This is a genomic window from Vibrio sp. 11986-1-5, assembly GCF_963878025.1.
Taxonomy (GTDB): Bacteria; Pseudomonadota; Gammaproteobacteria; order Enterobacterales; family Vibrionaceae; genus Vibrio; species Vibrio injensis.
In genome coordinates this window covers 111,511-124,728 of record NZ_CAWNVW010000054.1, presented here as the reverse complement: position 1 = coordinate 124,728, position 13,218 = coordinate 111,511, and the positions used below count along the sequence as shown (strand labels likewise).

Genomic DNA, 13,218 nt, shown 5'->3' with positions numbered 1-13,218 from the left:
CTGGTGGGTTTTATGGCCGTGCTTTCGTTGGCTTAGTGCGGGCTGAGAATTTCATTTGCTGGATCACTAACCCGCTAATAATAAACACTAAACCGATAATAGTGGTGGGATGAATGCGCTCACCGATAATGGTCGCCAATAAAATCAAAGAGATAAATGGCGATGCAAAAATAAGGTTACTGATCCGCGCGGTATTTTGAGTGCTTTTCAAAGCGCTTAGCCAGAGCACAAAGGTAATTCCCATCTCAAATAAGCCAACATAGCTCACCGCCAGCCAGCCTTGCCATGAAATCGTCAGCCATGATGCTCCCTCATAAAGGCTTAAGCCCATCGCGCAGGGAATGGCAACCAGAAAGCCGAGCAGTAGGCCAACCACCGGATCAGCTTGGTTCTTGGTATTTAAAATCCAATATCCTGCCCATAATAACGTTGAGCATAAAGCCAGAGTGACGCCCAGTGGGCTTTCAAATTGTAATTCCAGCAAGTTGCCTTGAGTGGCAATCACCAGTACGCCAAAATAACTTGCGACGCAGGCGAGCCAATCTTGTTTGCGGATTTTTTGGCCCAGAAATAGCGCCGCCATTAACGTGAGTGTAATCGCCCAACTGTAGTTAATCGCTTGTGCTTGAGAGGCGGGCAGTAAAGCGTAGGCTTTAAAGAGCAATAAGTAATAGGCGAGCGGATTAATCAAACCGAGCAAGCAATAGTAAAACGGATTGGCGATAAAGGTCGGGATAAGCTGTGCCAGTTTACCTTGTAGTCCACAAATGACCGCCAAGGCGCACGCCGAGACGATGCTCGCCATGGTCAGCATTTGAATTGGGGTCAGCTCAGCTAAAGTAAGCTTGAACGCAGTCGCGACCGTTGACCAAAGTAATACGGCGGATAATGCCAGTCCAAGGGCTCGGCGCTCATTCATGCTTATACTCCCTGTTGATGATCAGCGACCTAGATTGGCTTCTCGCTGCTGTGACACGTCATTGTGTGGTTACTTTGTGCAAAGAGCTAATCTACGGTGGAAAAATCAGCCAGTAAACTGGACATTTATCCAGTATCGCCATACCATTTTTTAATTAAAGTGATAATTGATGAAGTGCTTGATATGCAATGGATCATGGAACATGCGACGACTTGGCTGGCGGCGCTCTCTGCCGCTGGTGTTGCCGCGATTACCACTGGCTGGTGGGTAAAACAGAAAATGCAGTTCTCACTGCAACTATTAGAGCAGCAATTGGCGAGCGAAGCCCGTTGGCATCAACAACAAAAAACGCAGCTAGAGCAGTCGTTACAGCAAGCTCAGCAAGAGTTAGATGAGCTCGATCAGCAGCGAGATAAAGCGGAGTTTGAGTTAAAACAAGCTCATGGCAAGGTGATGGCGGTGATGGAAAAATTACGTCATTTTGAAGCGGTCAAACAAGAGCGCCTGGCTTATGCTGAGCAATTAAACCAGATGCGCGATCTCAAAACGCAATTGGAAGTGCAGCTTCATGAGCAGCAAGCCCGACATGAACAGCAACTCGCCGCTAGCCAAGATAAGCTGCAATTACTTGAGCGTGCTGAAGAGCGGTTAAAGCAGCAATTTGAGCAGCTTGCCAATCAGGTTTTTGAACACAAAACCGCGAAAGTCGATGCGCAAAACCAACAAAGTTTAGCTGGTTTGCTTAATCCACTGAAAGAGCAGCTCGAAGGGTTTAAAAAACAGGTCAATGACAGTTTTAACCAAGAAGCGAAAGAGCGGCATACCTTGGTCCATGAGCTGCGTAATTTGCAGCAATTGAATGAGCAAATGGCCAAAGAAGCGCTCAACCTCACTCAAGCTTTAAAAGGGGACAATAAGCAGCAAGGCAATTGGGGCGAAGTGGTGCTTGCTCGGGTATTGGCCGAGTCCGGTTTGCGCGAAGGACATGAATATCACACCCAAGTTAGCTTACAAAATGCCGCGGGGAAACGCTATCAACCGGATGTGATCGTCCATTTACCACACGACAAACAAGTGGTGATCGACTCAAAAATGGCGCTAGTAGCCTATGAGCGTTACTTTAATGCCGAGACTGATAGTGAACGCGATCGCGCTCTGCATGACCATTTGTCGGCGCTACGCAATCACCTGAAAGGCTTGAGTCAAAAAGATTATCACCAGCTAAAAGGGCTACACAGTTTAGATTATGTACTGATGTTCATTCCGGTCGAACCGGCCTTTCAGGTGGCGATTCAAGCCGATCCAAGCCTAGTCAAAGATGCCCTTGAGCAAAATATTATCTTAGTCAGTCCAACCACCTTATTAGTTGCTTTGCGTACGATTGATAATCTTTGGCGTTATGAACGTCAAAATCAAAATGCGCAAGAGATCGCAGAACGAGCCAGTAAATTGTACGATAAGCTGCGTTTATTCGTAGAAGATATGCAAGGTCTAGGCGGTGCACTGGATCGCGCCAACCAGAACTATCAGTCGGCGATGAATAAACTGGCCACAGGGCGTGGGAATGCGATACGTCAGGCGGAAAGTTTTAAGCAGCTTGGGGTGGAGATTAAACGTTCGATAGCGAGCGAGTTGGTTGAACAAGCACAGCGTGAATCGGATCCTGATTTTGCGCCTTTACTAGAAAGACATCCCGCTGAGGATAAAGTAAACTAATCGCCCGCAGTTGCAGTTTAGGTGTAGGACTGCCCAAGAGGAACAATAATGACGGATATCAGCGTGCAAACCAATACAACAATAGACAATCAAGAAACCACTCATTTCGGTTTCACTACCGTCGCTAAAGACGAAAAAGTCACCAAAGTGGCGCAAGTATTCCATTCCGTTGCTGCCAAATACGACATCATGAATGACATGATGTCTGGAGGTATTCATCGTTTATGGAAGCGTTTTACCATTGATTGTGCGGGTGCGCGCCCAGGACAGAAAATTTTAGACCTAGGCGGTGGTACGGGCGATTTAACGGCCAAGTTTTCGCGCATTGTCGGTGACAAAGGCCATGTCATTTTGGCTGATATTAATAATTCAATGCTCAATGTGGGCCGTGATAAGCTGCGTGATCGAGGCATTGTCGGTAACGTGCATTATGTGCAAGCGAATGCGGAAGAATTGCCGTTTCCTGATAACTACTTTGACTGCATCACCATCAGTTTTTGTTTACGTAATGTGACCGATAAAGACCAAGCGTTACGCTCGATGTATCGAGTGTTAAAGCCTGGTGGCCGTTTACTTGTGCTCGAGTTTTCTAAACCTGTCCTTGACCCGCTCTCCAAAATATACGATGCCTACTCGTTTCATATCCTGCCTAAAATGGGCCAATTGATTGCAAATGACGCAGAAAGTTATCGTTATTTAGCGGAGTCAATTCGCATGCATCCCGATCAAGAGACGTTAAAAGGCATGATGGAGAATGCGGGCTTTGAGCAAACCACTTACTATAACCTTACTGGTGGTATTGTGGCGTTGCATCGTGGTTACAAATTCTAAGGGGCCTTATGCCGTTGCAATCTTTGATCACTGCGGTGATGGAAACCACGCTCAATAAATTAATTGAGGATGATCCCCAATTGCACCGTCGACTGACTCGTTTAAAAGGGCAAGTGATTCAGCTGCATATTAAAGAGCTCGATCAAACCTTTACCTTTGTGTTCAGTCAACAAATTGATGTGCTCGGTGCTTATGAAGGGCGGCCCGATTGCTACTTGTCGCTATCATTGACAATTTTGCCGGAACTGCGTGAGCAGGCCAACATCACGCAGTTAATCAAACAAGATAAACTGGTGTTACAAGGGGATATTCAGTTAGCACAGAAATTTGCGCAATTATTGACCGAGAGTAAGCCCGATCTTGAAGAGTGGTTGTCACGCCTCACAGGTGATGTGGTCGCTCACACCGTTGTACAAGGCATTAAGGATGTGCATCAGCAATTGACGGCTCACTTTGTCAAACAACAGCATTATGTCGCCCAAGTCCTTACTGAAGAGTGGCGTATTGCTCCTCCGCCACTCGAAATCGCCGATTTTTGTGATCAAGTGGATGAAGTCAAAAGCCATGCCGCTCGTTTAGAAGCCAAATTGCATCAGTTATTGGGAAGAGTATGACTCCTGCAGAAGTTAAGCGTTTATATCGCATCATCAAAGTTCAGCTTGAATATGGCTTAGATGAGCTGATTCCACAGCACCAATTAAGCCAAGCGCCATTATTCGCCCGTAAAATGTTGTTTTGGATCCGTAATCAGCACGCGGATAAACCACTGGGTGAACGGCTACGTCTTGCACTACAAGAGCTGGGGCCAGTGTGGATTAAATTTGGTCAGATGATGTCGACTCGACGAGATTTATTCCCGCCTCATATCGCCGATCAATTGGCACTGCTGCAAGATAAAGTTGCTCCGTTTGATGGCCTCTTAGCCAAACAACACATTGAGCAAGCTCTTGGTGGTCCGTTAGAGACATGGTTTGATGAGTTTGATATCCAGCCCTTAGCGTCTGCTTCAATCGCCCAAGTCCATACTGCGAAACTAAAATCTAATGGTCGCGATATTGTACTGAAAGTGATCCGTCCTGATATCCGTCCCGTTATTGATGCAGATCTAAAACTGATGTACCGCCTAGCGCGTATTATTGCCAAAGTAACGCCAGAAGCTCGTCGTTTAAAACCAGTTGAAGTCGTGCGTGAGTATGAAAAAACCTTATTGGATGAACTTGATTTACGTCGAGAAGCCGCCAATGCCATTCAACTGCGTCGCAATTTTGAAAATAGCGAAGAGCTGTACGTCCCAGAAGTGATTACCGATTTTAGTAATAAAACCGTGATGGTTTCTGAACGCATTTACGGTATTCAAGTGTCAGATTTGGCGGGATTAAAAGCCAACGGGACCAATATGAAGCTGTTAGCGGAACGTGGCGTGACGGTATTTTTTACCCAAGTGTTTCGTGATAGTTTTTTCCATGCTGACATGCATCCTGGCAATGTGTTTGTTAATCCTGAACATCCAGAGAATCCGCAATGGATAGGGCTCGATTGCGGGATTGTTGGCACTTTAAATGCTGAAGATAAGCGCTACTTAGCTGAAAATTTTTTGGCCTTTTTTAACCGTGATTACCGAAAAGTGGCGCAGTTACACGTTGACTCCGGATGGGTACCTTACGATACCAATATCGATGAATTCGAAGTGGCGATTCGTATTGTTTGTGAGCCAATTTTTGCTAAGCCGCTGTGTGAAATCTCGTTTGGTCATGTGTTATTGAATTTGTTTAATACCGCTAGACGGTTTGAAATGGAAGTGCAGCCTCAGCTGGTCTTACTACAAAAAACGTTATTATACGTTGAGGGATTAGGTCGTCAGCTTTATCCGCAATTGGATTTATGGCAAACCGCAAAGCCTTTCTTAGAAAAATGGATGCGCAATCAAGTCGGCCCTCAGGCGGTGATTAATGCGGTGAAAGAGAAAGCGCCATTTTGGGCGGAGAAGCTCCCAGAATTGCCTGAACTCCTCTATGACAGCTTAAAACAGGGGAAAAACCTCAATCTTCGCATGGAGCAATTTTATCAAGGCTACTGCGCTTCGAAGCGCCAGCAGTCAACTGGGCAGTTTTTATTTGGTGTTGGCGCCACTTTAGTCGTATGCTCTGCTTTATTGTTAACCGACTATCCTTCATTAGCGTTGGGGTCGGTGATAGCGGGGGCAATCAGCTGGTGGTTAAGCTGGCGAGCGTATCGTCGATAACTTGGATTCACTGAAGAATTCATCATTGTGTAACACATAACCCGAGGTAGAAAAAATGGGTGGTATCAGTATTTGGCAACTGCTTATTATTGCGGTCATCGTCGTTTTATTATTTGGCACCAAGAAATTACGTGGTATAGGCAGTGATTTAGGCAGTGCAGTCAAAGGGTTCAAGAAGGCGATGGCTGAAGATGAAGAGCCAGCGAAAAAAGACGCCGATTTTGAGCAGAAAAATCTGCAGCAACAGAAAACAGAAAGCACGGCAGACGCCAAAAAAGACCAAGAGAAGGTATAAGCCGTGTTTGATATCGGTTTTTGGGAGCTGGTATTGATCTCGGTGGTCGCACTGGTTGTGCTGGGGCCTGAGCGCTTACCCCATGCCATACGCAGTGTGGCTAAGTTTGTTGCTACCGCAAAAGGGATGGCCAACAGCGTTAAAGAAGAGTTGACCCAAGAGCTAAAAGTACAAGAACTGCAAGAGCAATTACGTAAGGCCGAGCAAATGGGGATGAAGAATCTATCACCAGAACTGCAAGAGTCGGTCGATACGTTAAAAAAAGCAGCTCAGGATGTGCAGCGCTCTTATGGTGCTAATGCTGAGAATCTCACTGAACAAGCAGGCGCAGCGTTAAAACCAGAAGAACCGACATCAAGCTCATCCGTATCGGAAAAAACACTCAGCAAACCGCCATCAGATTAAGTCGAACCGCTTGGTTTTACCGAGACTGCGATGCTGTTGGTGCAGTATGGCGCCACCTCAAAGCGGTCTCTTTCAGTGATTGAACAGCCATGCTGATGCTGATCATTTATACTTCATGCTAACCGAGGTTGTTATGTCATCCGTTGAACAAACCCAACCGCTCATCGCTCATTTACTTGAATTACGTGATCGTTTATTACGCAGTATTGCGGCGGTGATTGTGGTTTTTATTGGTTTGATTTATTTCTCAAATACAATTTACGAATTTGTTTCACGGCCTTTGGTTGAGCGTTTGCCTGCTGGCGCGACGATGATTGCTACCGATGTCGCTTCGCCATTTTTTACGCCGCTGAAACTGACGTTAATTGTCGCTGTATTTTTGTCGGTGCCCTATATCTTGTATCAAGTCTGGGCGTTCGTCGCTCCCGGTTTGTATAAACATGAACGTCGATTGATTTTTCCACTATTGGTCTCGAGTTCTTTACTGTTTTACTGTGGTGTGGCCTTTGCTTATTTCGTCGTTTTTCCATTGGTATTTGGCTTTTTTACCGCAATTTCGCTGGGCGGTGTACAATTTGCTACCGACATCGCCAGCTATTTAGACTTTGTGTTGTCGCTTTTTTTAGCCTTTGGCATTGCTTTTGAGGTTCCCGTGGCGATCATTTTGTTATGTTGGACTGGCGCGACAACCCCGAAAGCATTAGGTGAGAAGCGGCCATACATTGTGGTTGCCGCGTTTGTGATCGGTATGTTACTCACGCCACCGGATATTATTTCTCAAACGTTATTAGCGGTTCCGATGTGTTTGTTATTTGAAATTGGACTGTTTTTTGCGCGTTTTTATGGTCAGAGAGAGCCTCGCGAGGCGCAAGAGTAATCGGGAGCATAGGGGCTCCCTTTAGGCATTCTGATTATAATTTAAATAAGGCTTTGGCATTAGCTGTGGTGAGTTGGTCCACTGCCTGTGTACTTAGGTTGCGTAATTCAGCAATACGTTCTACGACCAATCGGGTGTAGGCGGGTTCATTACGCTTACCGCGATACGGCACTGGCGCGAGGTAAGGACAATCGGTTTCTAATACCAGATAGTTCAAATCGAGCGCGGGAATCACTTTATCCATTCCGCCATTTTTAAACGTTGAAACTCCCCCTAACCCTAAATGGAAACCAAGGTCATTAATGGCTTTGGCTTGCTCAACCGTTCCGCCAAAACAGTGGAAAACACCGCTCAATTGACCATTTTGCTCTTGTTTGAGCAAAGCTAACGTTTGATCAATCGAGTCACGAGTATGAATCACTACCGGTAAGTTAAGACTTTTCGCCCAGTTAAGTTGGGTAATGAATGCCATCTCTTGTTCGGCTTGGTAGGTTTTGTCCCAGTACAAATCAATGCCAATTTCACCCACGGCAATAAAATCGCGTTGGTTAAACCAGTGCTCTATTTGCTCTAACGTTTGTTTAACATCGGCGTTTACATAGCAGGGGTGCAGCCCCATCATTGATCGACATAAATCAGGATAAGCCGCTTCGGTAGCAAGCATAGGAGCGATAGAGTCGAGATCGATATTGGGTAATAAAATGCGCTCAATACCTTGTTCAATGGCACGTTGTATGACTTGGTCGCGGTCGTGATCAAATTCACTGGCGTAAACATGGGCATGGGTGTCAATCATCATGATCTCTTTATGGTTAGTTACTGTAGTCGCTTTCGAGTTATCGTCTGTGGAATGATATCGGAGCAATGAGCAGTATACGCGAGTGTATCATGCAGATCATTTTTCGCCTTTTCTAGGATTGATCCTAGCGCCAAGTTATCAGAGTGATATGATTTCACGACTACACGTTCCAATCACGTCCGCAGGTGATCCTATGATGACCGTGCGGTTCGACAAATAAGGAGAGTCGAGTGTCTGTATCAATCCAAGGTCAGTTCCCTGGCCGTCGCTTACGCCGTTTACGTAAACATGATTTTAGTCGCCGCTTAGTGGCGGAGCACCGTATTTCAGTCAATGATTTAATCTATCCAATGTTTATCTTGATGGGCAAAGATCGCCGTGAAGCGGTAGAGTCGATGCCTGGTGTTGAGCGTTTATCTATCGATTTGATGTTAGAAGAAGCACAATATCTGGCGAAATTAGGTGTTCCAGCGATTGCTCTATTTCCTGTTGTGACTCCAGACGCCAAAAGCCTCGATGCTGCAGAAGCCTACAATTCAGATGGATTAGTACAACGGGCGGTCAAATTACTCAAAGAGCACGTGCCGCAAATGGGTGTGATTACTGACGTGGCTTTGGATCCTTTCACTACTCATGGTCAAGATGGGATCATTGATGAAAGTGGCTATGTGCTGAACGAAGAAACGACAGAAGTGTTGATTAAGCAGGCTTTGTCTCATGCTCAAGCGGGCGCGGATGTCGTTGCTCCTTCCGATATGATGGATGGACGAATTGGTAAAATTCGTCAAGCACTTGAAGAGGCAGGGCATATTCATACTCAGATTATGGCTTACTCTGCTAAATACGCGTCTTGTTACTATGGACCATTTCGCGATGCCGTCGGCTCGGCAAGCAACCTAAAAGGGGGCAATAAGAAAAACTATCAGATGGATCCAGCCAACAGCGATGAAGCGTTGCATGAAGTCGCGATGGATATTAATGAAGGGGCGGATATGGTGATGGTGAAGCCAGGGATGCCTTATCTTGATGTCGTACGCCGAGTAAAAAGTGAATTACAAGTGCCCACTTTTGCTTATCAAGTCTCTGGTGAATATGCGATGCATAAAGCGGCGATTTTAAATGGGTGGCTAAAAGAGCGTGAAACCGTTATGGAGTCACTATTATGTTTTAAACGTGCTGGCGCGGATGGTATTTTGACCTATTTTGCGAAACAAGTTGCTGAATGGTTAGCCGAAGAGCAAGCTCAAGCGGCGCAACATTTACGTCAGGAATAACCATAAAATAAAAGTGGCCTAGATCAATAAATGAGATTTTTTCTCATTTGGCTGTTGACATTAAGATGAGAACGATTATTATTAACCTTGTCTTAGGGGATAAGTCGAGTTCAACAACCGACCTACTTATGATTTTAGCTTTCTCTATTGCTAATCAATAAGCAGAAGTTATTGGGCAACACCGATTCTTTTTGACACGACATTGCTCACATTGCTTCCAGTGTAATATTTAGCTTTTTGGGGAGTTGATTTTACCATTAGCTTCACCAGCATACGGCTAGGCGACATCTTCGGGTGTCGCTTTTTTTATGGATTGAATTTGGCGTGTGTATAGCTATATCTATCGATGTTACGTCATTGGGTTAGCGAGTTAGGATGAGATTGCTGCAATTATCATCAGCAAATTTCGAGTAAGATCTCAGCCCGAGCAAAAGGGCAGCAAGTATCTTTTCCACAATTGATGATCGTAAAAGGATCATTGTTATCTTTATCGATCTTGATTAATTCTTTTAAATATCAATTAATTATAATTTAATTCATGATGATGAAAGCGGTTCTTCTCACTTGTGGATAAAATCTATAAACAGACTTATCCACAGATGGATGGGTGTCAGAAGCGATAACGGTGTACGCTTCGAGAGAGAGTCAGCTTGATCAGCATGGAAACCAAGCAGCAGTCATGGCATCCTAGGCGCTTATTGTTTCTGATCGGATAGTAAAACTATGGCTCGTATCCCTGATAATCCCCTTATTTTGATCGATGGTTCCTCTTATTTGTACCGCGCTTTTCACGCTTATCCAGGCACCATGACCAATGGTGAGATCCCGACCAATGCGGTGTATGGGGTTGTCAATATGCTGCGTGCCATGATGCGCCAGTTTGCTTCTGAGCGCATGGCGGTCATTTTCGATGCGAAGGGTAAAACCTTTCGTGACGACATGTATGAACAGTATAAAGCCAATCGTCCTCCTATGCCGGATGATCTCAGGTGTCAAATTGAGCCTCTACATCAGATTATTCGTGCTATGGGGTTACCGCTGATTTCGATTGAAGGCGTGGAAGCGGATGATGTGATCGGCACTTTAGCGGCGCAAGCATCACAAGTGGGAATGCCAGTGCTGATCAGTACTGGGGATAAAGATATGGCCCAATTAGTCAACGATCATGTCACTCTGATTAACACCATGACTAACGTCGTGATGGATCGTGAAGGCGTGATTGAAAAATTCGGTATTCCGCCAGAATTGATCATCGATTACCTCGCTTTGATGGGGGATAAAGTTGATAACATTCCCGGCGTTCCTGGTGTTGGTGATAAAACCGCCACCGCCTTGTTGCAGGGGATCGGCGGCCTTGAGGCGCTATATGCCAATTTAGATAAAATTGCCGATTTAGGCTTTCGTGGTTCAAAAACCATGGCGAAGAAGCTAGAAGACAATCGTGACAATGCTTGGTTATCCTATCAATTAGCGACAATTAAACTTGATGTGGCACTGGATTACACCCCTCAGTCCTTGTTAAAAACGTCCCCAGACTGCGACGCCTTAATCGCCTTATATGGAAAAATGGCGTTTAAGTCTTGGTTAACGGAACTATTAGACGGCGGTACTGGCGTGGTTGAAGCGCGTGAACCTATTGCCCAACGAGAGATTGCTTCTGGTCAAGCACACACGGCCGTGAGTGAGCACTCAGCGGTAACGATTGATCGCAGTCAGTATCAAACCATACTCGATGAACAGAGTTTTGCGGTATGGATAGCTAAGCTCAAACAAGCCGAAGTGTTTGCCTTTGATACCGAGACAGACAGTCTCGATTATATGGTGGCTAATTTGGTTGGTCTTTCGTTTGCCGTAGCAGAAGGCGAAGCGGCGTATGTGCCCGTTGGGCATGACTATCTTGATGCGCCTCAGCAACTGGACCGTGATTGGGTACTGGCGCAGCTAAAACCGTTATTAGAAGATCCTCAGTTGGCTAAAGTCGGGCAGAACCTGAAATACGATGCCAGTGTGATGGCGCGTTATGGAATAGCGATGTGTGGTATTGCTCATGATACGATGCTCGCTTCTTATGTTTATAACAGCGTCGGTGGCAAGCAGGATATGGATAGCTTAGCGCTACGCTTTTTACAACATAGCTGTATTTCTTTTGAGCAAGTAGCCGGTAAGGGTAAAAATCAGCTGACTTTCAATCAAATCGATCTTGAACAAGCTGCGCCATACGCGGCTGAAGATGCCGATGTGACATTGAGATTGCACCATCGTTTACAAGCTTTGCTTGAAGCGGATGCGCCATTATTAACGGTTTATCGCGATATTGAAGTTCCATTGGTTCCAGTATTATCACGTATGGAGCGCACTGGAGTATTAATTGACGATCAATTACTGGCGATTCAATCTCAAGAAATTGCCCAGCGCTTGGTTGAGCTAGAGCGCAAAGCCTATGAGCTGGCTGATCAAGAATTTAATTTAAGTTCACCAAAGCAATTACAAACGATTTTGTTTGAGCAGATGAAGTTACCAGTGGTGAAAAAAACGCCATCAGGTACCCCATCGACCAACGAAGAAGTGTTGCAAGAGTTGGCGTTAGATTACCCGTTACCCGCAGTGATCCTCGAGTATCGAGGGTTAGCAAAACTTAAGTCTACTTACACTGATAAACTACCAAAGATGATCAACCCAACGACAGGACGCGTACATACCTCGTATCATCAAGCGGTGACGGCGACAGGGCGTTTGTCTTCTACTGATCCAAACTTACAAAATATTCCCATCCGTAATCAGGAAGGGCGGCGCATTCGCCAAGCCTTTATTGCTCCAGCGGGCTGGAAAATCATGGCGGTCGACTACTCACAAATTGAATTGCGCATCATGGCCCATCTTTCGGCCGATCCTGCGTTGCTGGAAGCCTTCCAACAAGGTAAGGATATTCATGCCGCAACGGCAGCAGAAATCATTGGTGTGAGTATTGATCAGGTAACCAGTGAGCAACGTCGCCGCGCTAAAGCGGTCAACTTTGGCCTTATTTATGGCATGAGCGCCTTTGGTCTGGCTAAGCAACTCGGTATTCCGCGTTCTGAAGCACAGCATTACATGGATAAATATTTTGAACGTTATCCAGGAGTGCTGCGCTATATGGAAGAGACGCGCAGTATGGCCGCAGAGCAAGGGTACGTGGAAACTTTATTTGGTCGCCGTTTGCATTTACCTGAAATTCAATCGCGCAATGCGATGCGTCGTAAAGCGGCAGAACGAGCAGCGATCAACGCTCCAATGCAAGGGACAGCCGCGGATATCATCAAAAAAGCGATGTTACTGGTGGATAATTGGATCGAAAACGAAGGTCAGGGACGAGTGAAGTTGTTAATGCAAGTACACGATGAACTGGTTTTTGAGGTACAAGAGTCAGCGTTATCCGAAATTGAAAGTAAAGTACAAGAATTGATGGAATCTGCTGCGCAACTTAACGTGCCATTAGTGGCTGATGCTGGTCACGGAAATAACTGGGATGAAGCCCATTAATGTCGATTTAGCATAAAATCAAGCGATTATTCTAGCCAGTGCCTCGTCGCTGGCTTTTTTTTAATCGAAAAAAAGTAAGTGGTTTTCAAGTGTTTATGTATTTTAATAAAATTTTAATGAAAAAAAACTACAAAAACTATTTTCATTTCTGATCAGTTGCTGTAGATTTAATTCCGTAGGGTACAGAGGTAAGATGTTCTATCTTTCAGACCTTTTGTTTCACGTTATTGGATTAGGCTGATTCAGCCGCCCCAGTCGATTATTGACTGGGGCGTTTTTTATTGCGCGCTTGCCACCTGTTATCTATCCCATTCTTACTGGCTATGACCAAGACACTTTGA

General features: G+C 45.4%; 12 protein-coding genes. 10 read left to right on the top strand and 2 right to left on the bottom strand.

The features are described from left to right. Positions 1-10: 10 nt before the first annotated feature. Positions 11-919: a DMT family transporter gene (locus tag AACS00_RS16570; RefSeq protein ID WP_110168066.1), complete on the bottom strand. Its 909-nt coding sequence runs from the start codon at positions 917-919 to the stop codon at positions 11-13. Between the two features lie 183 nt (positions 920-1,102). Between AACS00_RS16570 and rmuC the strand changes: the two genes are divergently transcribed. From rmuC to tatC, 7 genes are all read left to right on the top strand, one after another. Next, positions 1,103-2,635, top strand: coding sequence for a DNA recombination protein RmuC (gene rmuC, locus AACS00_RS16565; RefSeq protein WP_110168088.1), 1,533 nt, complete (start codon positions 1,103-1,105; stop codon positions 2,633-2,635). Positions 2,636-2,683: 48 nt separating this feature from the next. Then, a complete protein-coding gene (gene ubiE / locus AACS00_RS16560) occupies positions 2,684-3,466 on the top strand; it encodes a bifunctional demethylmenaquinone methyltransferase/2-methoxy-6-polyprenyl-1,4-benzoquinol methylase UbiE (RefSeq protein ID WP_072670198.1) in 783 nt (260 codons plus the stop codon). Positions 3,467-3,474: 8 nt separating this feature from the next. Further along, positions 3,475-4,080, top strand: a complete 606-nt coding sequence (locus AACS00_RS16555; RefSeq protein ID WP_110168065.1) for a ubiquinone biosynthesis accessory factor UbiJ — start codon at positions 3,475-3,477, stop codon at positions 4,078-4,080. Beyond that, complete coding sequence (gene ubiB / locus AACS00_RS16550) at positions 4,077-5,708, top strand: ubiquinone biosynthesis regulatory protein kinase UbiB (RefSeq protein WP_110168064.1); 1,632 nt, start codon at positions 4,077-4,079, stop codon at positions 5,706-5,708. Before AACS00_RS16555 ends, ubiB begins: the two co-directional genes overlap by 4 nt. Positions 5,709-5,763: 55 nt before the next feature. Beyond that, positions 5,764-6,003, top strand: a complete 240-nt coding sequence (tatA, locus tag AACS00_RS16545) for a Sec-independent protein translocase subunit TatA (protein ID WP_072670195.1) — start codon at positions 5,764-5,766, stop codon at positions 6,001-6,003. 3 nt (positions 6,004-6,006) lie between these two features. Then, a complete protein-coding gene (gene tatB, locus AACS00_RS16540) occupies positions 6,007-6,408 on the top strand; it encodes a Sec-independent protein translocase protein TatB (RefSeq protein WP_110168063.1) in 402 nt (133 codons plus the stop codon). A 133-nt stretch (positions 6,409-6,541) separates the two neighbouring features. Further along, entirely contained in the window at positions 6,542-7,285 is a 744-nt protein-coding gene (gene tatC / locus AACS00_RS16535) for a twin-arginine translocase subunit TatC (protein ID WP_110168062.1), read from the top strand. A gap of 34 nt (positions 7,286-7,319) precedes the next feature. On the opposite strand, the gene AACS00_RS16530 is transcribed toward tatC, so the two are convergent. Next, positions 7,320-8,081 (bottom strand): TatD family hydrolase, encoded by a 762-nt coding sequence (locus AACS00_RS16530; protein ID WP_110168061.1) that lies wholly within the window; start codon positions 8,079-8,081, stop codon positions 7,320-7,322. Between the two features lie 233 nt (positions 8,082-8,314). Between AACS00_RS16530 and hemB the strand changes: the two genes are divergently transcribed. The 3 genes from hemB to AACS00_RS16795 all read left to right on the top strand — a co-directional run bounded on the left by hemB (position 8,315) and on the right by AACS00_RS16795 (position 13,118). Then, positions 8,315-9,358, top strand: a complete 1,044-nt coding sequence (gene hemB, locus AACS00_RS16525) for a porphobilinogen synthase (RefSeq protein WP_110168060.1) — start codon at positions 8,315-8,317, stop codon at positions 9,356-9,358. A 723-nt stretch (positions 9,359-10,081) separates the two neighbouring features. Beyond that, positions 10,082-12,877, top strand: coding sequence for a DNA polymerase I (gene polA / locus AACS00_RS16520; protein WP_110168059.1), 2,796 nt, complete (start codon positions 10,082-10,084; stop codon positions 12,875-12,877). A 193-nt stretch (positions 12,878-13,070) separates the two neighbouring features. After that, positions 13,071-13,118, top strand: a complete 48-nt coding sequence (locus tag AACS00_RS16795) for a hypothetical protein (RefSeq protein ID WP_438356636.1) — start codon at positions 13,071-13,073, stop codon at positions 13,116-13,118. The last annotated feature ends 100 nt before the right edge of the window (positions 13,119-13,218 follow it).

Coding starts and splice junctions, on each gene's coding strand:
- AACS00_RS16570 (WP_110168066.1), bottom strand. CDS start 919: ATGAATGAGCGCCGAGCCCTTGGACTGGCATTATCCGCCGTATTACTT.
- rmuC (WP_110168088.1), top strand. CDS start 1,103: ATGCAATGGATCATGGAACATGCGACGACTTGGCTGGCGGCGCTCTCT.
- ubiE (WP_072670198.1), top strand. CDS start 2,684: ATGACGGATATCAGCGTGCAAACCAATACAACAATAGACAATCAAGAA.
- AACS00_RS16555 (WP_110168065.1), top strand. CDS start 3,475: ATGCCGTTGCAATCTTTGATCACTGCGGTGATGGAAACCACGCTCAAT.
- ubiB (WP_110168064.1), top strand. CDS start 4,077: ATGACTCCTGCAGAAGTTAAGCGTTTATATCGCATCATCAAAGTTCAG.
- tatA (WP_072670195.1), top strand. CDS start 5,764: ATGGGTGGTATCAGTATTTGGCAACTGCTTATTATTGCGGTCATCGTC.
- tatC (WP_110168062.1), top strand. CDS start 6,542: ATGTCATCCGTTGAACAAACCCAACCGCTCATCGCTCATTTACTTGAA.
- AACS00_RS16530 (WP_110168061.1), bottom strand. CDS start 8,081: ATGATTGACACCCATGCCCATGTTTACGCCAGTGAATTTGATCACGAC.
- polA (WP_110168059.1), top strand. CDS start 10,082: ATGGCTCGTATCCCTGATAATCCCCTTATTTTGATCGATGGTTCCTCT.